The organism is Phycicoccus sp. Soil803 (assembly GCF_001429685.1).
Lineage (GTDB): Bacteria > Actinomycetota > Actinomycetes > Actinomycetales > Dermatophilaceae > Pedococcus.
In genome coordinates, this window is record NZ_LMST01000001.1 from 3,628,779 (window position 1) to 3,652,928 (window position 24,150).

At 69.6% G+C, this 24,150-nt stretch carries 24 protein-coding genes; 5 read left to right on the plus strand and 19 right to left on the minus strand.

All coding sequences use genetic code 11. The annotated features are described in order from the left end of the window. Positions 1–42 precede the first annotated feature (42 nt). Positions 43–984, plus strand: a complete 942-nt coding sequence (locus ASG95_RS16885; RefSeq protein WP_235543982.1) for a LysR family transcriptional regulator — start codon at positions 43–45, stop codon at positions 982–984. A gap of 4 nt (positions 985–988) precedes the next feature. On the opposite strand, the gene ASG95_RS16890 is transcribed toward ASG95_RS16885, so the two are convergent. The 6 genes from ASG95_RS16890 to ASG95_RS16915 all read right to left on the minus strand — a co-directional run bounded on the left by ASG95_RS16890 (position 989) and on the right by ASG95_RS16915 (position 7,684). Next, on the minus strand, positions 989–2,407 hold the full coding sequence (locus ASG95_RS16890; RefSeq protein ID WP_056924061.1) for a gamma-aminobutyraldehyde dehydrogenase: 1,419 nt from the start codon (positions 2,405–2,407) through the stop codon (positions 989–991). Positions 2,408–2,510: 103 nt separating this feature from the next. After that, entirely contained in the window at positions 2,511–4,106 is a 1,596-nt protein-coding gene (locus ASG95_RS16895) for a thiamine pyrophosphate-binding protein (protein ID WP_057378180.1), read from the minus strand. Then, positions 4,103–5,074 carry an agmatinase gene (speB, locus tag ASG95_RS16900; RefSeq protein ID WP_056924063.1) on the minus strand — a complete coding sequence of 324 codons (972 nt, stop codon included), beginning with the start codon at positions 5,072–5,074 and terminating at the stop codon, positions 4,103–4,105. Before speB ends, ASG95_RS16895 begins: the two co-directional genes overlap by 4 nt. 2 nt (positions 5,075–5,076) lie before the next feature. After that, a complete protein-coding gene (locus ASG95_RS16905; protein WP_056924064.1) occupies positions 5,077–5,862 on the minus strand; it encodes an amino acid ABC transporter ATP-binding protein in 786 nt (261 codons plus the stop codon). After that, positions 5,862–6,764 carry an amino acid ABC transporter permease gene (locus ASG95_RS16910; RefSeq protein ID WP_056924065.1) on the minus strand — a complete coding sequence of 301 codons (903 nt, stop codon included), beginning with the start codon at positions 6,762–6,764 and terminating at the stop codon, positions 5,862–5,864. The genes ASG95_RS16905 and ASG95_RS16910 overlap by 1 nt, the downstream gene beginning before the upstream one ends. 2 nt (positions 6,765–6,766) lie before the next feature. After that, positions 6,767–7,684 (minus strand): ABC transporter substrate-binding protein, encoded by a 918-nt coding sequence (locus ASG95_RS16915; RefSeq protein ID WP_162257551.1) that lies wholly within the window; start codon positions 7,682–7,684, stop codon positions 6,767–6,769. 166 nt (positions 7,685–7,850) lie between these two features. Between ASG95_RS16915 and ASG95_RS16920 the strand changes: the two genes are divergently transcribed. Beyond that, the gene (locus ASG95_RS16920; protein ID WP_056924067.1) at positions 7,851–8,438 is read left to right on the plus strand and encodes a cupin domain-containing protein; all 588 of its coding nucleotides are present in this window, start codon (positions 7,851–7,853) and stop codon (positions 8,436–8,438) included. 78 nt (positions 8,439–8,516) lie between these two features. Here the strand turns inward: ASG95_RS16920 and ASG95_RS16925 are convergent, their stop codons facing one another. The 11 genes from ASG95_RS16925 to pcaH all read right to left on the minus strand — a co-directional run bounded on the left by ASG95_RS16925 (position 8,517) and on the right by pcaH (position 19,556). Next, the gene (locus tag ASG95_RS16925) at positions 8,517–10,748 is read right to left on the minus strand and encodes an Ig-like domain-containing protein (RefSeq protein ID WP_157582202.1); all 2,232 of its coding nucleotides are present in this window, start codon (positions 10,746–10,748) and stop codon (positions 8,517–8,519) included. Positions 10,749–10,863: 115 nt separating this feature from the next. Continuing rightward, positions 10,864–12,024 carry a GDSL-type esterase/lipase family protein gene (locus ASG95_RS16930; protein WP_057378182.1) on the minus strand — a complete coding sequence of 387 codons (1,161 nt, stop codon included), beginning with the start codon at positions 12,022–12,024 and terminating at the stop codon, positions 10,864–10,866. A 100-nt stretch (positions 12,025–12,124) separates the two neighbouring features. Then, positions 12,125–13,315, minus strand: a complete 1,191-nt coding sequence (locus ASG95_RS16935; protein WP_057378183.1) for a 4-hydroxybenzoate 3-monooxygenase — start codon at positions 13,313–13,315, stop codon at positions 12,125–12,127. Between the two features lie 8 nt (positions 13,316–13,323). Beyond that, entirely contained in the window at positions 13,324–13,983 is a 660-nt protein-coding gene (locus ASG95_RS16940) for a 3-oxoacid CoA-transferase subunit B (RefSeq protein WP_057378184.1), read from the minus strand. After that, a complete protein-coding gene (locus ASG95_RS16945; RefSeq protein ID WP_057378185.1) occupies positions 13,980–14,651 on the minus strand; it encodes a 3-oxoacid CoA-transferase subunit A in 672 nt (223 codons plus the stop codon). Before ASG95_RS16945 ends, ASG95_RS16940 begins: the two co-directional genes overlap by 4 nt. 2 nt (positions 14,652–14,653) lie before the next feature. After that, on the minus strand, positions 14,654–15,838 hold the full coding sequence (locus tag ASG95_RS16950; RefSeq protein ID WP_057378186.1) for a thiolase family protein: 1,185 nt from the start codon (positions 15,836–15,838) through the stop codon (positions 14,654–14,656). Next, the gene (gene pcaC, locus ASG95_RS16955; RefSeq protein WP_255358337.1) at positions 15,831–16,214 is read right to left on the minus strand and encodes a 4-carboxymuconolactone decarboxylase; all 384 of its coding nucleotides are present in this window, start codon (positions 16,212–16,214) and stop codon (positions 15,831–15,833) included. Before pcaC ends, ASG95_RS16950 begins: the two co-directional genes overlap by 8 nt. Further along, positions 16,207–17,001: an alpha/beta fold hydrolase gene (locus ASG95_RS16960; protein ID WP_057378187.1), complete on the minus strand. Its 795-nt coding sequence runs from the start codon at positions 16,999–17,001 to the stop codon at positions 16,207–16,209. The genes pcaC and ASG95_RS16960 overlap by 8 nt, the downstream gene beginning before the upstream one ends. Next, a complete protein-coding gene (locus ASG95_RS16965; protein ID WP_200961927.1) occupies positions 16,994–18,205 on the minus strand; it encodes a lyase family protein in 1,212 nt (403 codons plus the stop codon). The genes ASG95_RS16960 and ASG95_RS16965 overlap by 8 nt, the downstream gene beginning before the upstream one ends. Beyond that, on the minus strand, positions 18,202–18,771 hold the full coding sequence (gene pcaG, locus ASG95_RS16970; RefSeq protein ID WP_057378188.1) for a protocatechuate 3,4-dioxygenase subunit alpha: 570 nt from the start codon (positions 18,769–18,771) through the stop codon (positions 18,202–18,204). Before pcaG ends, ASG95_RS16965 begins: the two co-directional genes overlap by 4 nt. Then, entirely contained in the window at positions 18,768–19,556 is a 789-nt protein-coding gene (gene pcaH / locus ASG95_RS16975) for a protocatechuate 3,4-dioxygenase subunit beta (RefSeq protein WP_057378189.1), read from the minus strand. Before pcaH ends, pcaG begins: the two co-directional genes overlap by 4 nt. Before the next feature lie 43 nt (positions 19,557–19,599). On the opposite strand from pcaH, the gene ASG95_RS16980 reads away from it, so the two are divergent. Next, positions 19,600–20,379, plus strand: a complete 780-nt coding sequence (locus tag ASG95_RS16980) for an IclR family transcriptional regulator (RefSeq protein ID WP_057378190.1) — start codon at positions 19,600–19,602, stop codon at positions 20,377–20,379. A 52-nt stretch (positions 20,380–20,431) separates the two neighbouring features. On the opposite strand, the gene ASG95_RS16985 is transcribed toward ASG95_RS16980, so the two are convergent. Together ASG95_RS16985 and ASG95_RS16990 are read right to left on the minus strand one after the other, a co-directional pair. Further along, on the minus strand, positions 20,432–21,301 hold the full coding sequence (locus ASG95_RS16985) for a ThuA domain-containing protein (RefSeq protein ID WP_057378964.1): 870 nt from the start codon (positions 21,299–21,301) through the stop codon (positions 20,432–20,434). 36 nt (positions 21,302–21,337) lie between these two features. Further along, the gene (locus ASG95_RS16990) at positions 21,338–22,507 is read right to left on the minus strand and encodes a S9 family peptidase (protein WP_057378191.1); all 1,170 of its coding nucleotides are present in this window, start codon (positions 22,505–22,507) and stop codon (positions 21,338–21,340) included. Positions 22,508–22,648: 141 nt separating this feature from the next. Here ASG95_RS16990 and ASG95_RS16995 point away from each other — a divergent pair, with 141 nt between their 5' ends. Further along, positions 22,649–23,731 (plus strand): hypothetical protein, encoded by a 1,083-nt coding sequence (locus ASG95_RS16995; protein WP_057378192.1) that lies wholly within the window; start codon positions 22,649–22,651, stop codon positions 23,729–23,731. A 3-nt stretch (positions 23,732–23,734) separates the two neighbouring features. Continuing rightward, entirely contained in the window at positions 23,735–24,142 is a 408-nt protein-coding gene (locus ASG95_RS17000) for a DUF6379 domain-containing protein (RefSeq protein WP_057378193.1), read from the plus strand. Positions 24,143–24,150: the final 8 nt, after the last annotated feature.

Consider the following 24,150-nt stretch of genomic DNA (forward strand, 5'->3'; position numbering starts at 1 on the left):
GCCGCCTGCCATGCTGTCCAATACCTGTTGAGCCTCGTCCCCATGCCTCGGAGGCATACCGTGGAGATCCGCACCCTGCGCTACCTCGTCGCCGTCGCCGACCTGGGATCGGTGACCGCGGCGGCCACCGCGGTGCACGTCACCCAGCCCTCGTTGTCGCGCCAGCTGCGCCAGCTGGAACGCGAGCTCGGAGTCGACCTCTTCGTCCGCGACGACGGCCGGCTGCGGCTGAGCGCGGCCGGTGCGGAGTTCCTCCCGGTCGCCCGGTCCCTCGTGGTCCAGGCCGGAGCAGCACGCGACATCGCCGCGGCCATCGCCGCCGGTCGGCTGCAGCGCGTCACGATCGCCGCCCCCGGGACCACCCTGACCGATGTCGTGGCTCCGTTCCTCGCCACCCTCGAGGCTGACGACCCGATGCCTGCCGTCCTGGAGGAGACCCCCGCCTCGGTCTACGCCACCCTCACCCTGGGGGCAGACCTGGCGATCGGCACGACGCCTCCTCCGGACCAGCTCGCCGGGATCGCCCTCGCCGACCTGCCCGTCTGGGCCTATGTCCCACGCACCCATGAGTGGGCCGGTCGCGGCCAGGTCCCACTCGCCGACCTGGTGGACCGCCCCCTCCTGACCCAGGACCGCGACTACCACCCGCGTCGCGCCCTCGACAGTGCGGTGGCGGCGGCACGCCTCGCCTACACGGAGCTTCACGAGTTCGGCTCCCCTGAGGTCGCGCAGGCGGTCGCCGCGTCAGGCCGTGGCATAGCCGTCGTCTCGGACGACCCGCGGTTCGACCTCCAGCCGCTCACCATCGACGGCCCCACCGGGCCGTTGGGGATCAGCCTGTATGCCGCGTGGCAGCCGGGCCACCACGGCGCGGCCACCATCGGCCGCCTTGCCGCGCGGCTGGCCGCCTTCTGCGTGGCCCGCTACGGCGAACAGGTGACGCCACCACGGCGCCGGGCACGGCGGCATACCGCGACGCCGTGAGTGGTCACGAGGCGTGGCTGCTCATCACGTGCTTGATGCGGGTGTAGTCCTCGAGCCCGAAGATCGACAGGTCCTTGCCGACGCCGGACTGCTTGAAACCGCCGTGCGGCATCTCGGACGGGATGACCTGGTGGCAGTTGACCCACACGACGCCGAAGTCCAGGTCGGCCGACAGTCGGGTCGCGCGCCCGTGGTCGCGGGTCCAGACGCTCGAGGCCAGCGCGAAGTCGACGCCGTTGGCCTTGGCCAGCGCGTCGGCCTCGTCACGGAAGGACTGCACCGTCAGCACCGGACCGAAGATCTCGCGCTGCACGACCTCGTCGTCCTGCTGCACTCCTGCGACCACCGTGGCGTCGACGAAGTAGCCCGGGCCGTGGCTCGTCCCGCCCGCGACCACGGAGGCGTGGGCGGGCAGCCGTTCGAGGAAGCCCTCGACCTGCGCCTGCTGCGTCACGCTGTTCACCGGACCGAAGGCGACATCGGCGTCGTCGGGATGGCCAGCACGCCGGGCCGAGGCGGCCGACGCCAGCAGCCCCACGAACTCGTCGTGCACCCGCGCGTGCACGAGGACCCGGGTGGCGGCCGTGCAGTCCTGACCGGCGTTGTAGTAGCCGGCACCGGCGATCGCCTCGGCGGTCGAGGCCAGGTCGACGTCGTCGAACACCACGGCCGGAGCCTTGCCCCCCAGCTCGAGGTGGACGTTCTTGAGGGTCTCGGCCGCCGAGGCCATCACCTGGGACCCCGCCCGCGTGCTCCCGGTGATGGCCACCATGTCCGGCCGCGGATGGGACACCAGTGCGCGACCCGTGTCGCGGTCGCCACAGACCACGTTCAGCACCCCGGGTGGCAGCACCTCCTGGGCCAGCTCGGCCAGGCGGACCGTGGACCACGGCGTGGTGTCGGACGGCTTGAGGACCACGGTGTTCCCCGCCGCCAGGGCCGGCGCGATCTTCCAGATCGCCATCATCAACGGGTAGTTCCACGGGGTCACCTGCGAGATGACCCCGACGGGCTCGCGCCGGATCGAGGAGGTGAAGCCGGCTTCGTACTCCGCGCTGGCCACACCTTGGAGGACCCGCGCTGCGCCGGCGAAGAAGCGGAGCTGGTCGATGCACGGCAGCAGCTCCACCTCGCGGGTCAGGGCCCGCGGCTTGCCGGTGTTGCGCACCTCGCAGTCCAGCAGCTCCTCGGCGTGCACCTCGACCAGGTCGGCGAGCTGCAGCAGTGCTCGCTGGCGCTGGGCAGGCGTGGTCCGACGCCAGCCGACGAAGGCGTCGGAGGCGGCGCCCACGGCCGCATCCACGTCTGCCGCGGACGACAGCGGGGATTCGCCCAGCACGGCCCCGGTGGCGGGGTCGTGGAACTCCATCGAGGCGGCCGACGAGACGGCCCGCCCGTTGACGATGTTGCGCAAGGAAGGCATGACGAGCTCCAGCAGGGTGTCGGTGGGTGGAGGTGAGTGTGTCGATGGGCCGGGATGCCTGGGGGTGGTGCGTCGGCGACTGCGACCCGGCGAAGGACTGCGGTCAGACGCGGTGGTAGATGACCGTGGGGCGGTCGGCCGAGAGCGCCTGTGCCGCAAGGGGTCCGAGCTCGTCGACGGAGGTGGCTTCGACACCGTGGGCTCCGATGGCCCTGGCCAGCGCCGGGATGTCGGGACGGTAGAGGTCGACGGCTTGGGGCACGATGCCGCGGTCGACCATCTGCTCCCGGATCTCCGCGTAGCCACCGTTGTCGACGATCACGACCGGGATGGCCAGGCCCTGCTCGGTGGCCGTGATGAGCTCCTGGATGGAGAACATGGCGGCACCATCGCCGAAGAGGGCGACGACTGACCGGTCGGGGGCAGCGATCTTGGCACCGATGGCGGCGGGCAGGCCGTAGCCGAGCGTCGCGTAGCCGGTCGGGTAGAGCAACCGGTTCGCCGGCGTGAACGGCCACGAGTGCACGGTCCCGTAGTAGGTGACCTGCGAGCTGTCACCGGCCACCACCGTGTCGGCTGGGAGCGCCGCGGCGAGGGACCGCTGGATCGGCTCCCAGGCGGCACCGGACCGGGCCGCCTCCGCGTCGATCTGGCCACGGAGCGTCAGGGCCCGCGCGGTGTCCCAGCCCCGGATCCCCTTGTCGCGCAGTGCCTCCACGAGGTCCCGGAGGGTCAGCCGGGCATCGGCGACGATGGCGAGGTCGGCTCGGACGTTCTTGTGTGCCTGGGCGGCGTCGAGGTCGATGCGGACCACCGTGCGCTCCCCCGGACGGCCGGGAGCGACCGTGCCGCCCCAGAGGTCGGAGTCGCCCAGCTCCGACCCGACGACGAGCAGCACGTCGGCGCCGTTGACGGCATCGTGGGCGGTACTGAGCCGGGCGCCGGCCCCCAGCGACGCGGGATGAGCCTCGTCGAGGACGCCCTTGCCGTTGACCGTCGTCAGGACCGGGATGCCGAGCTCGGCCAGGGCGCGCAGCTCGGCCGTCGCACCTCGCGCACCACCACCGGCGACGACGAGGGGGTTGGCGGCGCCCAGCAGCGCAGCTGCGACGGCGTCGACGGCTGGGCGGTCGGCACGGGCCGCGCCCGGCAGCGGGCGGCGAGCACACGGCACCCGGGCCCAGTCGCCCTCGAGGACATCGACCGGCACTTCGAGGTGCACGGGTCGCGGGCGGCGGCTGGCAAAGCCCTCGAAGATGTCGGCCACGATGTCGGGGATGTCGTCCGCGGACTCCGCGCGGATGCTCCGCCCGGTGACGGCGTCAAGAGCAGCCTGTTGGTTCTTCACCTCGTGCAGCCACCCGACGTCGGCGCCGACGCGCCCGCGCGGGGCGCCGGGCGAGACGGCGAGGATCGGGATCGAGTCGGCATAGGCGGTGGCGAGGGCCGTCACGGCGTTGGTGATGCCCGGCCCGGAGGTCGTGATCAGCACGCCCGGACGTCCGCTGACGCGCGCAAAGCCGTCCGCGGCATACCCGGCGCCCTGCTCGTGCCTGGTGACGACGTGCCGGATCCCCGACTGCGGCAGGTAGCGGTAGAGCTCGAGGTTGTGGGTCCCCGGGATGCCGAACACATCCGAGACCCCTTGTGCCGCAAGGGAGTCGATGACGGCGGCGCCACCCGTGACCGGCTCGCTCATGACGTGGCTCCTTCGCGCGGTGCCATCGCCGAGATCAGCTCGTATGCCGCGTGGGCGGCCGCGATGCCGGTGATCTCCGCGTGGTCGTAGGCGGGTGACACCTCGACGACGTCCGCGCCGACGAGGTTGAGCTCGCTGAACGCCCGCAGGATGTTGAGCAGCTCACGGCTGGTCAGCCCGCCCGCCTCAGGGGTGCCCGTGCCGGGGGCGAAGGCGGGGTCGAGCACGTCGATGTCGAGGGACACGTAGGTCGGCCGGTCCCCCACCCGGGCCTTGATCCGCTCGACCGCCCCCTTCCAGCCCAGGTCGTCCATGTCGTGGCACCCGATGACCTGGAAGCCGAGCACCTGGTCGTCGCTGAGGTCCTGGGGCGAGTACAACGGCCCGCGGATCCCGACGTGGATGCTGCCGGTCTTGTCGATCAGGCCCTCCTCACTGGCGCGACGGAAGGGCGTGCCGTGGGTGATGGGCGCTCCGAAGTAGGTGTCCCACGTGTCGAGGTGTGCGTCGAAGTGGACGACCGCGATCTCGCCGTGCTGTTCGTGCAGCACGCGCAGGAGCGGCAGCGCGATGGTGTGGTCGCCGCCGATCGTCATCAGCTTGGCGCCGGTCCCGGCGATCTCACGAGCCGCCCCGTCGATCTGGCGGACGGCCTCGAGGATGTCGAACGGGTTGCAGGCGACGTCGCCGGCATCGACGACCTGCTGCACCGCGAACGGCTCGACATCCTGGACCGGGTTGTAGGTGCGGAGCAGCTTGGACGCGGCCCGGACGTGTCCGGGACCGAACCTGGCGCCGGGACGATAGCTGACCCCGGAGTCGAAGGGGACACCCAACACCGCGACATCGGCGCGCTCGACCTCGTCGAGACGCGGGAGTCGGGCGAAGGTGGCCGGCCCGCCGTACCGGGGGGTGACGGTCGCGTCGACGGGACCGCGCGGAGGTGTGGCGGTGGCATGGTCAGCCATGGTCAGAGCACTTTCGAGAGGAACGACTGGGTGCGGGCATGCTGCGGGTTGCTGAAGACGTCGTGGGGTTTGCCCTCCTCGACGATGACGCCGCCGTCCATGAAGACGACGCGGTCGCACACCTCGCGGGCGAAGCCGATCTCGTGGGTGACGACGATCATCGTCATCCCGTCGGCAGCGAGCCCCTTCATGACGTCGAGCACCTCGCCGACGAGCTCGGGGTCGAGCGCGGACGTGGGCTCGTCGAACAACATCAGGGCCGGCTCCATGGCCAGCGCCCGGGCGATCGCCACGCGCTGCTGCTGGCCACCTGAGAGCTGCGCGGGGTAGGCCGCCGGCTTGTCGGCCAGGCCGACCCGGTCCAGGAGCTCGCGGGCTCGGGACTGCGCCTCGGCCTTGGGGACGCCCTTGACGAACACGGGCGCCTCCATGACGTTCTGCAGGGCCGTCAGGTGCGGGAAGAGGTTGAACCGCTGGAAGACCATCCCCACGTCGCGCCGCGCCGCCGCGACCTCCTTGGGCTTGAGCTCGAACTTCTTGCCGTGGCTGCGCCGGTAGCCCACGAGGTGGCCGTTGACGCTGATCTCGCCGCCGTCGATCCGTTCGAGGTGGTTGATGCAGCGCAGGAAGGTGGACTTGCCCGAACCGGACGGTCCCAGGAACGACACCACCTCACCCGCCCGGACGCTCAGGTTGACGCTCTTGAGCACCTCGTTGTCGCCGAACACCTTGCGGACGTTGATGGCCTCGACCATGGGTGTCGCCGGGCCTGCAGTGGTGCTGGTCATCACCGACCTCCGATCGCGAAGCGGTTGCGGCGTACCTGCGCACCGAGGACTCCCCTGCTCATCCGGCGCTCGATGCGTGACTGCACCACCGTCAGGATCGTGGTGAGCACGATGTACCAGATGCTGGCGACGATCAGGAGCGGGATCTGCTGGAAGTTCCTCCCGTAGATGAGCTGCGCCGTGGTGAGGAGCTCGGGGAGGCCGATCACCAGGCACAAGGACGTGAGCTTGAGCATCGAGATCAGCTCGTTGGCCGTCGGTGGCACGATCACCCGCGCGGCTTGCGGAAGCACGATCCTGCGGTAGGTCAGGCCCGGGTTCATGCTCAGGGCCTGGGCCGCCTCCGTCTGGCCCCGATCCACCGAGCCGATGCCGGCGCGGACGATCTCGGCCATGTAGGCGGCCTCGTTGAGCCCCAGTCCCAGGATGGCCGCGACGAACTGCGTGATCAGGGTGTTGCTCGAGATGCTGAAGAACTCCGGCCCGAACGGGATGCCCAGGCTGATCTTCGGGAGCACCGTGCCCAGGAAGAACCAGAACAGCAGCTGCACCAGGATCGGCGTGCCGCGGAACAGCCACACGTAGCCGCCCGCGACACCCCGCAGCAGCGGGTTCTCGGACAGCCGCATGACGGCCAGCAGGGTGCCGAGGACGACACCGACCAGCATGGCCGCTGCAGTCACCTCGATGGTGACCAGCAGGCCACGCAGGATCGACCGCTCGAACAGGTACCCGAACACGAGGTCCGGCCGCAGCTGCTCGGTGGTCACCACGAAGTTGACGAACATCGCCGCCAGGACGACCAGGACTGCCGCAGACACCCACCGGCCGGGGTGCCGGAGCCGGACGACCGGCTCGTCGGCGTGCCCCGCCTCGGTCGACTGCACGACGTGTGCGGTCATGGTCAGCTCCCGGAGTTGAGCGGTGCGCCCGTGAGCGCCTGGTTCTGCAGGTTCCACTTGGCCAGGAGCTGGTCGTAGGTGCCGGACTCGATGACCTTGAGCAGGGCAGCCTGGACAGCGTCCCGCAGCTCAGGGCTCTTCTTGGGCACCGGGATGCCGACCGGCAGGGTGCCGAACGGCTTGGCGGGCACCTCGAAGGCGTTGGGGGCCTGCTTGACGTTGTAGGCCAGGGTCAGGTCGAGGGCGACGACGGCGTCGGCCCGGCCGGACTGCAAGGCCTGGACTGCGCTGGCCTGGTCCGGGAAGGGCTGCTTCTTCACCGCCAGCTTGCCGGCGGCCGTGCACTCCTTGGTGATGTCGTCCACGGACAGGTCGCCGGTGGCGCTCTTCTCGACGGCCGCAGACTTGCCGCAGAGGTCCAGCTTGTCCTTGAGACCGGACGGGTTGCCCTTCTTCACCATGAAGGTGACACCCGAGTTCAGGTAGTCGATGAAGTCGACCGAGGTCTGGCGGGACTTCTTGTCGATCATGCTGGTGAGCGAGAGGTCGTACCGGCCGGCGTCGAGCCCGCCGATGATGCCGTCGAAGTTGGTGTTCTGGAACTCGAACTTCACGCCGAGGACCTGTCCGAGGGCGGCTCCGAGGTCGGCGTCGAACCCGAGGACGGTCTTGTTGTCGGTGTCGAAGAACTCCATGGGCGGGAAGCTCACGCCCGAGGCGACGCGCACCGTGCCAGCGGACTTGATGGCGGCCGGGAGCTTCGCGGCGATCGCGTCGTCCTTGGTGAGCGCGCCGACCGACGACGTCTGGCCGCTGCTGGAGCTGCTGGCGCCGGATCCTGCTTCGTCCGGGGCTGCGCAGCCGGACGCGATGGTCACCGCGGCCATGGTGCCGGCAAGTGCGAGGTGTCGAAGCTGCATGGTCATCTCCAGTGGTGTTTCGTGTAGAGCAACAAAGGTTGTGCAACGAGGATCGGGCAGGCATGATGGGATGTCAAGGGGTGCAGCCCGATCTGGACGCAGCAGCCCGTAACGTCGCCCTCACGAGGACGGCCACGTGTGTCGCCCGGTCAGAGAGGATCCACAGATGCGCCCGGTCCCCGTCTCCCCCACCCACAGCGGGGTCCGACTAGGCGCGCGCCTTCGCGCAGCGCGGAAGGCGAACGGGTTCACCCTCGACCAGCTCGCGACGTCGTCCGGGCTCACCAAGGGATTCCTCAGCCGGGTCGAGCGCGACGAGACCTCGCTCAGCGTCAGCTCGCTCATCACGCTCTGTGAGGTGATGAGCGTGGACGTGGGCACGCTGTTCAGCGCCCCGCAGGTCGCGCTCGTGCGACGCGAGTCAGCGCCGGCCATCAACCTCGGCGGTACCGGTGTCAGCGAGCAGCTGATGACTCCCCGGGGGCAGGCGAGGGTGCAGCTCGTGCACACCACGGCCGAACCAGGCGCCACCGGAGGGGCCGACCTCTACACGATCAACTGCGAGCTCGAGGTCCTGTACGTCCTCAAGGGTGCGGTCGAGCTGATCTTCTCGGACCGCCGACAGCGGCTCACCGCGGGCGACGCACTGACCTTCCCCGGCGGGGAGCCGCACACCTGGGAGAACACCAGCACCTCGAGAAGGGCCGAGATGGTGTGGATCCTCTCGCCCGCGCCGTGGAGCGGCAGCTCGTGATCGTCGCGGGCAGCTCGTGATCGTCGCGGGCAGCTCGTGACCGTCGCGGGCAGCAAGAGGGCGGCACGCCCATTCCTGCTAGGCCCGCGTCAGGTGGAACCGTCGCAGCAGACCGAGGCCGAGGAGGAGCAGGACCAGGCCGAGCGCACCGAGCGGTGCGATGTCGCTTCCCGTCTGGGCGAGCGAGTCACCGCCACCGCTGGGGACGGGGGCGGCCGCCGGGCAGCTGACGGTGAACTCGACCTCGTCACCGCTCAGCCCGAACTCGTTGCCCGTGACGGCCACGACTGTGTGCTGGCCGCAGGCCAGGTCGGAGGTGGGCGTGAGGCTCCAGCTGCCCCGTTCGTCGGTGTCGACGTCGACCGGCTCGCCTTCGTCGATGGACACGAGGACGACCGAGTTCGGCTGGTCCGACGTCCCAGTGATGTCCGGCGTGCGATCGGTGGTCGTCGACCCGTCAGCAGGGGTCGTGATCGCCACCTCAGGGAGGGGACCTTCCGCGAACACCTCGAACTCCACGGAGTCCGTCGCGGTGGCGCCGGACGCGTTGGTCGCCGTCGCCTCGGCCACGTGGACGTCATTCGAGAGCGGCACCGTCGGCGTGTAGGTCCAGCCACCTGACGCGTCGGTCGGGACACTGACCGGGTTGCCCCCGTCGATGACCAGCGTAATCATGCCGTTCACGACGGACGAGCTGCCGGCAATCTCGGGCGTCTGGTCCTCTGTGGTGGAGCCGTCCGCAGGGGTGCTGATGGTGATGGCGGGTGGGATCGAGACCGTGAAGGTGGTCGTGTCCGAAGCCGTGCCTGCAGGCGTGGTAGCGGTCGCGATGACGGTGTGCGACCCCTCCACCAGAGGAGTCGTCGGCGTGTAGGTCCAAGCCCCGGTGGCGTCCGTCGACACGGTGACCGGAGCGGCCCCGTCGATGACCAGGCTGATGGATCCCGAGAGCACGTTCGACGTGCCCGTGACGGCCGGCGTGGTGTCGGCGACCGTCGAGCCCGTGGACGGAGCCGTGATGACGATGGCCGGGGCGGGGGCGGCCACCGTGAACGTGTTGCTGTCCGTGGCTGAGTTGCCTGCAGCATTCGTCACCGAGGCGTTCACCGTGGTGGCGCCGTTGGCCAAGGGGGTGGGCCACTCGAAGGTCCATGCACCCGAGGCGTCCGTCGTGACCGTGTGGGTCTCGCCGCCGATGGTGATGGTGACGGTGCCGCTGGGCACGTTCGAGGTCCCGGAGATGGTCGGGGTCGAGTCGGCCGTCGTGGAGCCTTCGGCTGGTGTCGCGATGTCGATGACGGCGCGGGTGCACTCCACGCCACCAGTGGGTGCGGTGGCCGACACGGAGAGTGGGAGGACGCCCACGGAGACAGTGCCGGCGCCGGCGAGCAGGGTGATGTCAACCGTGAGGAAGGTCGTCGAGAAGACCCCGCCGTTGGCAGTGACGTCTGCATTGCTGGCCACGTGGACCGTCGCGGTCCCGACCAGGGGGATCGAGACCGCGGCGCTGGTGTCGCCGAGGTTGAGGGTCTGGGAACCGCCGGGGTAGGTGAGCGTGACCGCGGAACCGGTCAGCGAGGCGCTACCCGCCGGACCGCTGCTGGCGGTTGCGGTGAGGGTCGGCTGGAGCGCGCTGACGGAGATGGCCCCGAGCAGGGTCAGGCCCGCGACGTTGCCCGTCGCGGCCGACTGCACCGACCTGGTGTCGTTGGTCGCGGACTGCGCGATGAGCGAGGTCGTGGCGGTCGTCGAGGCGTCCCCCGTGGACAGGACGGGGACCCCGAGCAGGGTGGCGGAGGCGCCGGTCGTCGACGTCGTTGCGGTCGACAGGGGTGTGCCCAGGGCGACGCACGCGAGGTCGCCCGCCCAGTTGGCGCTCGTCACGGCGCTCAGGATGCCCGTGCCGAAGGTTGCGGGGGCGCTCGCAAGGGAGGCCTGGACGATGCTCCCGTTGTTGGTCGAGGACGGCGGCGCGGTAGCCGTCCGGCTGTTCAGCTGGGCGCCGACGGGGCCGACTTGGGCGCCGAGGTTGGCCGACGTGGCAGAGGTGCGCGGGCTCGTGGTGGAGCCGGCGGCCGCGTCGGCATGCACCAGGTCCACTGCGGCGAGGGGCGCGGTCGCGAGGGTGCTGGCCACGGTCAGGACGTCACCGGACGCGTTGGCGGTGTATGCCGCGGGCAGCGGGGCGGCGTCGGCGCTACCGGCGACGAGGACGGAGGGTGCGGCCAGGACGGCCGCGCTGGCGGCCATCACGAACAGGCGGCGCGCCAAGAGGGCCCTCCTGCCGTGCACCGGGGGAAACAGACGCATGTGGAGCCTTCCTCGCAGCCCAAGACGGATAGCGTTCACCGTCACGCCAATCGCAGGCTACGTGCGGCCGAGAACTCATACAGGCAATTCCCAGGAAATTTGTCCGGCTTGTCGCTCATGGTGCCGTGGGTGATCCGCTCAGACTGTGTGCCGCCCCCGGGAGCCAGTCCTGCATGATGTGTGTCATTCGGTCCCCCATCAGGGCGTAACCCTCCGCATCAGGATGAAGTCCGTCTGGCAGGTGCCCATGGTCGTCAGGGCCGAAGAGCTCGAGGCCGTTCAGGTAGCGCAGGTGTGGATCGTCCGACGAGCGCTCCTCGACCATCGAACGGAGCAGTTGCCTGATCTCGCTCAGTGTCAGCTGTCCGTCGAGTGGTCGCCGGGGAAGGGATGTCGGCATCGACTGACCGGTCGAGCTCCATTCGGTGGGGCCTGGGTTGTCTTCGTGAACTGGACAGAAGATTTGCGAGATGACGACAAGCTGCGTATCCGGATGTCCTTCGCGAATCGTGTCGAGGAACCCGTGTACCGCGGAGACGAAGGTGCGCCGCCGGAAGGCGCCGAAGTTCACCACGTTGATGCCGACCTTGATGGTGATCAGGTCCGCCGCCAGGTCTCGGATGGTGCGTGCGGCGAAGCCGTCAAGGAGTGCGTTGCCCGCGAGGCCCAGGTTGTGGAGATCCAGGTTCCTTGCGCGGGCGGCCATGGTCGGCCACACGCCCACGGGGGTGTCGGCTTCCAGACAGTGGCTGATCGAGCTGCCGTAGTGGATCCAACGGAGCCCAGCACGAGGACTGGGAGACAACACGGCATCCGCGCGAATGTCGAACAGTTCGACCGAGCAGTTGTGAGGCAACCACACGACAACGCGACGCACGGCGCCGTCTCCGCCGAGCTGGGCACGGAGCGTGCTCGTCCTCCCCGCCTCCAACCGGGTGTTGTCGGACTCGTCGACGTGCATGATGTCGCCCTCGTCGAACGTGAAGAAGTGTTCGATGTCGCCGACCACCAGGGCCATGACAACTGGGCGAGGGGGGAAGGGGACGAACGAGAACCAGGTGCGGGTGAACTTCAGCTGGAGCTCTAGCCAGGTGGCCGCCGTGTCGTACTCAAGACGGACACCTGAGGTGTGGCCGACTGCTGACCCCAGCATCGCGTCGCCGCCGAACTGCCGGCGTGCCCACGTAGGCAGTCGGGTAGGTGTGACGCGCCTGCCCTCTTCACAGAATGCGCCTCGAACCGCGGCCTGCAAGAGGTCGAGAGGATGGTCGGTCACAGGATCTCGATTCTGCTGAGCTGCCCCGGCCCGCCTGACGGGCGCGGTTTGGTGAGGGCTCGCATGGGTATTCAGGCCTCTCGGACGACGGATCATGGCTTCACGTGGTGCTGGTCGGCCACCCTGTGTAGCCCTCGGCCAGGTAGGTCGCTCCTGCGACGGAGCTGGCGATCGACTCCAGCTCTCCGAGCTGTCGACGCTCGTCGAAAGAGCTCCCGCTGGGGATCCGGTGGAGGAGGGTCGTCATCCAGTACGAGAAGTGTTGAGCCCGCCACACGCGGCGCAGGGCGGCCGCCGTGTACTCGTCGAGCGCGTCTGGCTCGCCCTGCAGCAGTGCTCGTTCCAAGGACTCGGCCAGGACCCGGACGTCGGCCAGGGCGAGGTTGAGCCCCTTGGCACCCGTGGGCGGCACGGTGTGCGCAGCATCCCCGGCCAGCAGCATGTTTCCGTAACGCATCGGTTCGTTGACGAAGCTGCGGAACTGGAGGACAGCCCGGTCGGTGATGGGTCCCTCGAGCAGCTGGTGCCCGTTGGCGCCCACTCGCCGTTGCAGCTCACCCCAGATCCGGTCCTCCGACCAGGTCGCCGGGTCAGTGTCCGGTCGGCACTGGAAGTACATGCGCTGCATCGACTCGGTCCGTTGGCTGATGAGCGCGAACCCTCGCTCCGAGTGGTTGTAGATCAGCTCGGGCGAGCTCTTGGGTGCCGCGCAGAGGATGCCGAACCAGGCGAACGGGTACTCACGGAAGTACTGTCGTCGAGCAGTGTCGGGGACCTGCTGCCGGCACATGCTCCGTGAGCCGTCGGCGCCGACCAGGTACTGGCAGTGCACCTCGTGGACCGCGCCGTCGCTGTCCGTGAACCGGATGACGGGGCGCCCGGTGAGGTCGTCGACGGAGGTGTCGGCGACGCCATAGCGGAGGTCGGCGCCGGCCTTCTCGCGCGCCGTCACGAGGTCGGCGAACACCGCCGTCTGCGGATACAGCCATACCGAGGCTCCGACGAGCGCCTGGAAGTCGATCCGGTGTGTCGACCCACCGAAGGCGAGCTCGATGCCTGAGTGCTCGTCGCCCCCCGTGAGCACGTTGTCGGAGACTCCGGAGTCGACCAGTAGGCGCACGCTGTCCCGCTCGAGGATGCCTGCCCGCACGGTGTTCTCGATCTCCACGCGCGCGCGGTGGTCGACCACGACGGAGTCGATGCCCTGGAGGGCCAGCAGGTGCGAAAGCATCAGGCCCGCTGGCCCGCCTCCGACGATGCCGACCTGGGTTGTGGTGACGTGAGGTGCCATGCGTGGTCCTATCCCGAGCTCGGGTGGGTGGTGCCGTCGATGAGCGGTATGCCGGTGAGCTCGCTCAGCTGTGGGACGTCCGGTCCGAAGGAGTCGCGTACGACGACTCCCTCCGGGGTGATGAGGAAGACGGCAAGGTCGGTGTAGACGCGGGTGACACAGGCCACCCCGGTCAGCGGGTAACTGCACTCGGGCACCAGTTTGGAGACCCCCGATCGGGTGAGCAGGTCCATCATCACGAAGGTCTGCTTCGCGCCGAGGGCGAGGTCCATCGCCCCTCCCACGGCCGGGATGTCCTCGGGCTTCCCCGTGTGCCAGTTGGCGAGGTCACCGGAGGCGGAGACCTGGTAGGCGCCGAGGACGCAGACATCGAGGTGACCGCCGCGCATCATGGCGAACGAGTCGGCGTGGTGGAAGTACGACGCGCCCGGCAGCTCCGTCACCGGCACCTTGCCGGCGTTGATGAGGTCGGGATCGACGTCGTCACCGTGCGCCTCGGGTCCCATGCCGAGCATGCCGTTCTCGGTGTGCAGCATGACCCCGCGCTCTGGCGCCAGGTGGTTGCTCACCTTGGTCGGCAGGCCGATCCCGAGATTGACGAAGGCGCGGTCGGGAATGTCGTCGGCCACCAAGGCGGCCAAGGCATCCCGGCCGATGCCGGGCGTCATCGTGCCGCTCCGATCTGGACGACGCGGTCGACGTAGAGACACGGGGTCACGACGTGCTCGGGGTCCAGGTCACCCACGGGGACGACCTGGGCCACCTGCGCCACCGTGAGTGCCGCGGCCGTGGCCATGACGGGCCCGAAGTTGCGGGCGGTCTTGCGATAGGTGAGGTTGCCGAGCCGGTCCGCGGTGTCAGCGCTGATCAGGGCGACGTCGGCGTGCAAGGGGTACTCGAGCACGTAGTGGCGACCGTCGATCTCGCGTACCTCCTTGCCCTCTGCGAGTGGAGTGCCGTAGCCCGTCGGGCTGTAGAAAGCGCCGATTCCCGCGCCTGCCGCGCGGATTCGTTCCGCCAGGTTGCCTTGCGGCACCAGCTCGAGCTCGATCTCCCCGGCCCGATACCTGGCGTCGAAGTGCCAGGAGTCCGACTGCCTCGGGAAGGAACAGACCATCTTGCGCACCCTGCCCTCACGAATCAGCGCGGCCAGACCGGTGTCGCCGTTGCCGGCGTTGTTGTTCACGACGGTCAGGTCCGTTGCGCCCGACTGGATGAGACCGTCGATCAGCTCGACCGGCTGACCCGCTGCCCCGAAGCCGCCGATCATCACCGTCGCCCCGTCCGGGATCCCGGCAACCGCCTCGGCAAGGCTGGAGACAACCGCCGCCGCCATGATCAGGCCGCCACGTTCTCGAGGACGACGGCGAGGCCCTGGCCGACACCGATGCAGATGGCGGCCACACCCCAGCGCTGTCCCCTGCGCTCGAGCGAGTGGGCCAAGGTGCCGAGGATGCGGGTGCCAGAAGCGCCGAGCGGGTGGCCGATGGCGATGGCACCGCCCTGCTGGTTGACGATCTCGGGGTCGATGTCCCAGGCGCGGATACAGGCGAGGGACTGCGCGGCGAAGGCCTCGTTGAGCTCGACGGCGCCCACCTCGCCCCAGCTGGTCCCGGCCCGTTGCAGGGCGGTGTTGGCTGCCTCCACCGGCGCGAACCCGAAGAACTGCGGTTCGTTCGCGGCGGCGCCCCACGCGGCGATCCGCGCCTTCGGCGACCTTCCCAGCAGCCCTTCGGCCGAGCCGCTGCCGATGAGCGCGGCGGAGGCGCCATCGTTGAGTGGGGACGCGTTCCCGGCCGTCACGCTGCCGTCCCGGCGGAACGCCGGCGTGAGGCCGGCCAGCTTCTCCCCCGTGGTGTCGGCGCGGATCGACTCGTCCCTGTCGAGGACGACGCCCGGGACGCGGACGACCAGCTCGTCGTAGAAGCCGTTGTCCCAGGCGCGGGCGGCGTTCTGGTGCGACTGCAAGGCAAAGGCGTCCTGGTCCTGTCGGCTGACTCCTTCGCGGTCGGCCAGCTGCTCGGTGGCCTCACCGAGCGAGACCGTCCAGGCATCCGGCATCCGGGGGTTCACCAGGCGCCAGCCCAAGGTCGTGGAGACCATTTCGGCATTGCCGGCGGGGAATCCTCGCTGCGGCTTCGGCACGACCCAGGGCGCCCGGCTCATCGACTCGACCCCACCCACGAGGACGACGTCGGACTCCCCCAAGGCGACCTGTCTGGCCCCGGTGATGGTCGCGTCCAGGCTGGAACCGCAGAGCCTGTTGACCGTCGACCCGGGGACCGACACCGGCAGACCGGCGAGGAGTGCCGCCATCCGCGCAACATTGCGGTTGTCCTCACCCGCTCCGTTGGCGTTGCCGAGGACGACCTCGTCGACCCTGGCCGGGTCCAGCTCCGGGCTCCGCTCCAGCAGGCCGCCGAGGACGCGGGCCGCCAGGTCGTCCGGCCGGCACTGGGCCAAGGCTCCCCCATACCTGCCGAAGGGGGTGCGCACGGCGTCGTACACGAACACGTCATTCATCGCTGCTCGCCGAGGACTCGAGGACCCGCTGCGCGATGCTGAAGGCGTGGTTGGCCACGGGGACACCGCAGTAGACCGCGCTCTGCAGGATCACCTCGCCGATCTCGTCGACCGACAGCCCGTTGGTCCGCGCCGCGCGCACGTGCATGGCGAACTCCTCCCAGTGATGCAGGGCCAGGAGGGCGGTGAGGGTCGCGATGCTCCGCTCCCGGCGGCCGAGCCCGGGACGCGTCCAGACACTCCCCCACGCATACCGGGTGATCAGGTCCTGGAAGTCCGCGGTGAAAGGCGTGCTGTCGGCCCGGGCGCGGTCCACGTGCGCGTCTCCGAGCACCTCACGGCGCACCCTCATGCCCTCGTCGTACGAGTCACCCACGAGCGTTCTCCTTCACCATCTCCAGGACGACCGCGGCAGTGCCCACGGGGTCCTCTGCCGGCGGCAGGTGCGCACAGCCCGCCATCACCTCGACGCGCGAGCCGGGCGCAGCCACGGCGGTCGCCTCGGCCAGGTCAAGGGTGACCACGACGTCGTGCTCGCCCGCCACCACGAGGAGCGGGACCCCGACCTCGCCCAGCCGTGCGCGCAGGTCGAACGTCGCCAACGCCTCGCAGGCCAGGGCGTACGACTCGTCATCGGCGTCGGAGAGCGACAGCAGCAGCCGGTTGGCGGCAGCCGGGTCTCGGTCGACGAAGCCGGGCGCGAACCAGCGCTCGGCGGACCCGCTGACCACGACGGGCGTGCCCGCCCGGCGGACCAGCCTGGCGCGGTCCTGCCAGCCGGCAGCCTGGCCGATCCGGGCCGCGCCGGCGATGCAGGCGACCTGGGCGAAGGGCCCTGGTTCCAGCGCGAGGCACAGGGCGACGGCACCCCCGAGCGAGACCCCCGCGTAGGACACGTCTCGACGTCTCTCACGCATGAGTGCGTTCGTGGTCCGCCGCACTGCGCTGGCCAGCTCTTCCACGGTGAAGGGCTCGGCCGTCGGCGCGCTGCGACCGTGACCGGGCAGGTCCCAGCCGACCACCTCGAGCGATTCCCCGAGGACGCGCGCAGCCGCTCCCCAGAGGGCCTCGACCGAGGTGCCAAGGGAGGGGCCCACGACGAGCAGGTGACCCCGACCCGCTTCGCCAGCGAGCCGGGTGAAGATGAGCTCGGGCTCAGCCATGACGCGGCCCCTCGTCGGCGCCGCGGGCCAGGACCTCGTCGATGAACCGGGACGAGGCGCCGAGGTAGTCCGCGGGCTTCCCGCCGCTGCCCCGCTCCGCCAGCAGGTCGTCCGCGGCACGAGCGACCCGCGCTCCCATCGCCGCCCCGTCGACCTCCAGCCCACTGACCAGCTCGGCGGCCTGTGAAGCGGCCGTGACCGTGAGCTCCAGCAGCCGCCGCAGGGACGGCCACTCGCTGTGCCAGGCCCCGTCCGGGCGCTCGTCGACCGCGAGACCGGCGGCGACGTGGAGCTGCGCCCCCAACAGGGGTGCCTGCAGTGCGGCGCTGCGGACCAGGATGCTCAGCACGGGGTTCCTCTTGTGCGGCATCGTCGAGGAGATCCCGCGCCCGGGGACGGCGCCCTCGCGGAGCTCGGCGACCTCAGGGCGAGACAGGAGTGCGACATCCGATGCGATGACCCCCAGTGCGTCGCAGGCGGTCACCAGCGCGTCCCCCACGCCCGTGACGGGTGTGCGCCGCGTGTGCCAGGGCAGACCGGGCCAGGTCAGCGCGAGCTCGTCGGCGAGGGCCTGGGCCGCGGCTACCGGGTCGACGGTGAGCTCCTGGGCCAGCGCGAGCGTGCCCGCCGCTCCTCCGCACTGCACGGGCAGCCTCTCGACGACCCGGTCCACGCCGTCCAGCGCGTCCAGGACTCCGGAGAGCCACTGGGCCGCCTTGAGACCAAAGGTGATCGGCACCGCATACTGCGTCAGGGTCCGCCCGGCCATCACCGTCACGCGGTGCCGCTCCGCGAGCCCCGCGAGCGCGCGGGCGACGGTGCCGAGGTCCTCGCGCGCACGCAGGAGGCCGTCACGGGCGATGAGGACCAGGCCGGTGTCGAGGACGTCCTGGCTGGTCAGGCCACGGTGCACCAAGCGCTCGAGTCGCTCGTCGCCGATGGCTTCCCGCAGTGCCCCGACCAGTGGCACGACTGGGTTGCCCGCCGCCTCCGTCTCGGCGCCGAGCTGCTTCAGGTCGGGCCGCCACCCTGCGACGGTCGTGGCTACCGCCTCCGCGTCGTCCTCGTCGATGGCACCGACGCTCGCAAGGGCGCGCAGCCAGGCCACCTCCACGCGGAGCATGGCCGCGACCAGGGCCGCGTCGTCCGCCACCCCGGACGACCGGTGCGAGCCCGGCTCGAGCAGGCCGTGGTCGGCGTTCACCGCGCACCATGCCCCGGAAAGGTCAGGAAGACCGTTTCCTGCTCTCCCTGCAGGTGGACGTCGAAGCTCAGGCTGCCGTCGGGGTCGCGGACGGCGAGCAGGGTGCCCTGGCGGTCTTCCGGCACCGCGCTGAGGACCGGGTCGGTGTGGAGGTCGACCTCGGGGAGGTAGATGCGGGTGAAGAGCCTGTCGAGCAGCCCTCTGGCGAAGACCACGAGTGAGAAGAAGCTCGCCGCTCCGGGCCGGGTCTGCCCTGGCTCGACGGTGGTGAACGCATACCGGCCCCCCGGGTCCGTCGCGGCGCGACCCCACCCCGTGAAGACCATGCCGTCACGTCGCAGCGCCCCCTCGACGACCGGGACCTGACCGGAGGCGTCGGCCTGCCGGATCTCCAGCAGGGCGTCGGGGATCGGTGCGCCCTGGCCGTCGTACACCGTCCCATGCAACCGAATCGAGCCCAGGGCTGTGGGCGGCGCGAGCTCGTGACCGCGCACGTACGGCAGGGCGTAGTGGAAGAACGGGCCCACGGTCTGACCCGGCGTGCGGCGAGGCGTCTCACCTGTCATCGGTCCTCCTCCCGCTCCAGAGGCGTTTGGTGGCTGCCCGTCAGCACGATGTCCCAGCGATAGCCCGTCGCCCACTCGTGTTCGGTCAGGTCGTGGTCGTAGGTGGCGACGAGCAGCTCGCGCGCAACAGGGTCGGTGATGGACTGGTAGATCGGGTCCAGGGCGAACAAGGGGTCCCCCGGGAAGTACATCTGGGTGACCAGCCGTTGGGTGAACTCGCGACCGAACAGGGAGAAGTGGATGTGCGCCGGTCGCCAGGCGTTGTGGTGGTTGCGCCACGGGTAGGGACCGGGCTTGATCGTCGTGAAGCGGTACACCCCGTCGCCATCGGTGAGGCAGCGCCCCATGCCCGTGAAGTGCGGATCCAGCGGCGCGGGGTGCTGGTCGCGCTGGTGCACGTACCGACCCGCGGCGTTGGCCTGCCAGACCTCGACGAGCTGGTGGCGGACCGGACGTCCTTCACCGTCGACCACCCGTCCCGTGACGACGATCCGCTCGCCGATGGGAGCTCCACCGGCCTGGATGGTGAGGTCGCTCTCGAGCGGACCAAGATCGCTGTGCCCGAACACGGGTGCCACCAGCTCGACGCCCTCGGGGTCCACCTGGACGAGGGACTTGGTCGGGTGACGGAGCACCGAGCTCCGGTATGCCGGGAAGTCCAGGCGCGGCTGTGGCTCACCGGGCCTCGCCCCGCCATGGGCGCGGGCGATCTCGCTGCTGACGAGGGCCTGCGGGTCCAGGGCTGGACTGGGTGCGTTCACGAACTCATCGTGACGGCTCACCATCACCGCGCGCGAGGGTACGCTTTCACTGAGCGGAAGGAGCTCGATGGCCGGCAACACCTCCACGCCAGGCGCCAGCGTGGTCGCGCGGGCCTTGGCCCTGCTCTTCGCCTTCGACGACACGCACCGCCGGCTCACCCTGACCGAGCTGGCGCGACGGGCGCGGCTGCCCGTCCCCACGGCATACCGGCTGGCTGGTGAGCTGGTTGCCGGCGGCGCGCTGGTCCGCCGAGCCAACGGCGAGTACGTCGTCGGCCGACGACTCTGGGACCAGGGCCTGCTCGCCCCCGTCCAGACGGGACTGCGTCAGGTGGCCAGCCCGTTCCTCAACGACGTCCACGCCGCCACCCTCGCCACCGTCCACCTGGCCGTCCGGGACGGGACCCAGGTCCTCTACCTGGAACGGCTCTCGGGTCGGGCCTCGGTTCCCGTACTCAGCCGCGTCGGCTCGCGCCTCCCGCTGCACGCGACGGGGGTCGGCAAGGTCCTCCTCGCCCATGCACCCCAGGAGGTGCAGATGGCCGTGCTGGCCGACCTGCCCCGACTCACGCCATACACCGTCGTGCAGCCTGCGCTCCTGGGCAGGCAGCTGGACAAGGTGCGACGGGACGGGTTCGCAGTCACCGACCAGGAGATGAGTCTGGGGGCATGCTCGTTGGCGGTACCCGTGTTCTCGCCCGGCGGCGAGACGAAGGACGGGCAGGGCGCGTCGCCAGTGGTCGCGGCCATCGGGGTCGTGGTCCCCTCACTGCGGCGTGACCGGGCGCGACTGCTCTCCGCCCTCCAGGTCGCCGCGCAGGGCATCAGCCGAACCCTGCACTACTGATCGGCGTCAGTTCGGGGCGGTCTCCCCACGACCAACCAGACGCGTCAACCGATCAGCCCTCGCGGTTGTAGTAGGGCCACGGGAGAAAGCGCCGCTCCCCGCGACGGTCCGGCCCAGCCAAGGTCACCTTCCCCGTGGCGGCCCACTCGACTCCGCGAGGGAACATTCGGATGAACTCGATGCGCCGGAAGGTGTCGATGTCGTGCCCGATGGTGATGGTGAACGAGCGACCGCTGCCGTACTCGTTGATCCACGCGATCGGCTGCTCGGAGTTGATGCCGGGCAGACCCGAGAGACCTTCGGGCGGGATGGCCACGGGGTAGTGCGACATCGGCCAGACCGGCGCCTTCTCGTACGACTCGAGATCGTCGTAGGTGGTGAGCAGCACGTGTGCTCCCTCGTAGAGCTCGACGCCGGTGAGGATGTCGTCGCCGGTGACCGTCCAGGCCTCACTGAGGCCCGCTGTGATCGGGTGCCTCGGATTCACGGTCTGCAACTGAGCCTCTCCCCAGGGACGGGGGCGCAGTCCGGTAGGAACGCTGAGCTTGGCGCCGCGCATGACGTTGTACTCCTCGGGATAGCCCCAGTCGTCCTCCTGCACCGCGGACCCGTGGAACCACACGATGCCCTTCCCATCCTCACGAACGAATTTCAGCAGTGCGGCGTCGGTCTCCTCGCCAAAACCCACGGCCTTGTCGTGGTATCCGTCGCGTCCTTCGAAGACCACCAAGACCACGTCGTACTTGTCAATCGTCGCCGAACCCAGTCCGCGAGGATCCTCGACGACCCGGACCCGAAATCGTCCAGTGTCTTCCAGGATCGTGGTCAGCCAGTGGTTGTGCTGTCGGAAGCTACGGAACTCGTTGTCGTGCTCCCGCGTCATGTGGCCCGAGAGAATGAGAACGTCGTGGGTGTCGGTCATCGTCAGCACTTACTGGTCAGGTCGACGGCGTACTGGTCAGGTCGACGGCGCGGAGTCGAGTTTCGTGAGAGTGTCTTCGATCCAGTCGGCGGTGTAGGCGCCAACGTGCGGGAGGTGGTCCAGCCCGATGTGCTCGGTCGCACCCTCGTCGGGCGTGAAGACGCGTAGCGTGCGCGACGCAGCATTGGTGGCCTGGTCGTAGGAGCGGTGGGCCAGCTCCACAGGGATCTGTCGATCGTTCTCCCCGTGGGTGATCAACAGGTGACAGCGAATCTGTTCGACCACACCCTCGAGGGTGACTCCTTCTGCGTAGTCGATGAACGTGGGGATGTCCGTATGCCCCCAGACCCACAGGACGTGCTCCCAGTAGTGGGGCACGGGGTTCTCGCCCTCACGCTCCAGTCGACGCTTCTGCACGCCACCCCAGTCGTGGTTTGCCCCCCAGGCCACCGCGAAGGCGAGACGGTGCTCGAACGCTGCCGCCCTCGGGACGTAGTAGCCACCCAAGGACCAGCCGACGAGTCCAATTCGGTCAGCGCGCACGTCGCCGCGAGTCTCCAGGTAGTCGACGCACGCGGACGCCCACCCCTCGGTTTCGATGCGCGCTGTAAGGCCTTGGAGACGCAGGGCTTCGCCAGACCCCGGGCAGTCGACCTGGAGCACCGAGATACCGCGGGCAGCCATCTCAGAGGGCCACCCGGAGCAGTACATGTGTTCCTTGGTCGAGTCCAGCCCGTTCCACATGATCACGGTGGGCACCGGTGATCCGTCCGTGCTGGCGTTCGTGAAGTAGGCCGGCAACGTGGTCCCTTCGAACGGCACCTCCACCCGCGTGGTGGCGGGGTCGACCAGCTCGAAGGACCGCTCCATCACCTCGAGGAGGTGCTGGTAGGTGGGGATGCGGTCCGGGGACGAGTTCGAGAGCATCCGCTCGGCCTGGCACAGGTACGCCGCCGTGCGGAAGTACTTCTGCCCCGCCGTGCGGACGTGGCCCGCGTCCTCCGCGGCCCTGGCCTGCGCCTCGACCTGGTCGGCCACGGCCCGCCACGAGGCCATGAACTGCTGGGTCCCGACGTCCGCCCCCTTCTGGGCGAGATCGCGGATGGGCCGACAGGCACGGTCCACCTCGTCGATCATCCCGCCCGAGTTGAGCGTGGCGACGACGCCAAGGTTCCAGATGTAGTTGCCGGGGAAGTACTCGAACACGGGTGTTCCTCGTCCAGGTCGATAGGGGTTCCTGTCCCCGACTGTGCCGGGGTGGTGCCCGGTCGAGAACCCTCGATTGCTGATGACCGGCATTCGTGACTCGCGATTCCCGGCGGGCAGCAGCTCCGCTTGGCTGGGGCCATGACCGAGACCCTGACTTCCTCCCAGTCAGCCCTGAGAAACACCAACGTCGCCGGCACGGGCATCTCGCTCGGCATCACCCTCTACTCGCTGACCTCGGAATGGGCTGCGGGTCAGTACACGTTCGAGTCCCTCCTCGAGGAGGTCTCTCGGCAGGGCATGGGTCCCGGCGTCGAGTTCAACGCGGCCCAGATGCTTCGCAGCTACCCGGACGTCGACGAGGACTTCGTGACGCTGTGGCACTCGACCTTGGACCGTCTCCAGCTCGAACCGAGCGCCATGGGCACCAACCTGGACATGGGGCGTCGCGCAGACCGCGACATGACGCCCGACGAGGAGTACGACTTCCTCGCCGTCCAGCTCAGGACGGCCCACCGCCTCGGCTTCAACCGTGTGGTGATCCGCAACGCCGGCCGGGAGCTGCTGCGGCGGCTGCTCCCCCTGGCCGAGAAGTACGACCAGCGGCTGGGGTACGAGCTGCACGCTCCCGCAGGGCCGAACGACCCGAAGATCCTGGCCATCCGCGAGACGTACGAAGAGCTCGGATCCGACCGCCTCGGGTTCACCGCGGACTTCAGCTCGACCATGCACAGCCTGTCGCCCACGCTGTTCAGGACCCTGCGCACCATGGGCCTGAAGGAGCAACACCTCGAAGCAATGCAGGACTTCTGGCGTGCGCCACTGCCGATGCACGAGCGGAACGAGGCCTTCGAGGAGTACCTGCGCTCCGAGGGCGTCGACCCCAAGAGCCTCGGCCCGTTCTCCCGCCTCGCGTTCAACATGCACGGGCTCGTCCCACCGGAGGAGTGGCAGGACATCATGCCGATCACCTTCCACGTGCACACCAAGTTCTTCGACATCGACGAGCACGGGAACGAGCCCGCGATGGATCTCCCGCGAATCATCAAGCAGTTCGTCGACGGCGGCTTCAAGGGCTACCTCTCGAGCGAGTGGGAGGGACATGCCTTCGCCGACCTCGGCGAGTCGGACCCCATCGCCCTGGTCAAGAAGCAGCACGACCTGATCCGCCGGTCGATCGAACAAGCCGTTGCCGACCGCAGCACCAACGACACCCCGAGGTGACCCGTGGCTACTCACAACACCCTCTTCCAGCCCAAGGACGTGCGCCGTCACCCCGATGGCCTGGCCATCTCGGTGCAGCTGCCCTGGTACCGAAGCCTGTGGCTGTCGGCCGTCAAGGACGTCACGGTACGGATCGACGGGACCGAGGTCCCTCGTGAGGACCTGAGGTTCGTCCTCCGCGATCGCACCCACACGGTCGACGAGCTTCCCGAACAGTGGGACACGCTGTGGTTCCTGCAGGACCGGGTCGACGTCGTGGTCCCCTGGGAGGCCACGGACGAGCCGTTCGCCCTGGAGCTCACGCTGGAGCTCCGACTCCTCTACATGCAGATCGCCCCGGAGCGGTACGTCCCCAACCGCGTCGTCGTCGAGAAGACGATCGACCCGGCAGCCCTGACCCCGGCGGCCTGAGGCTCCCA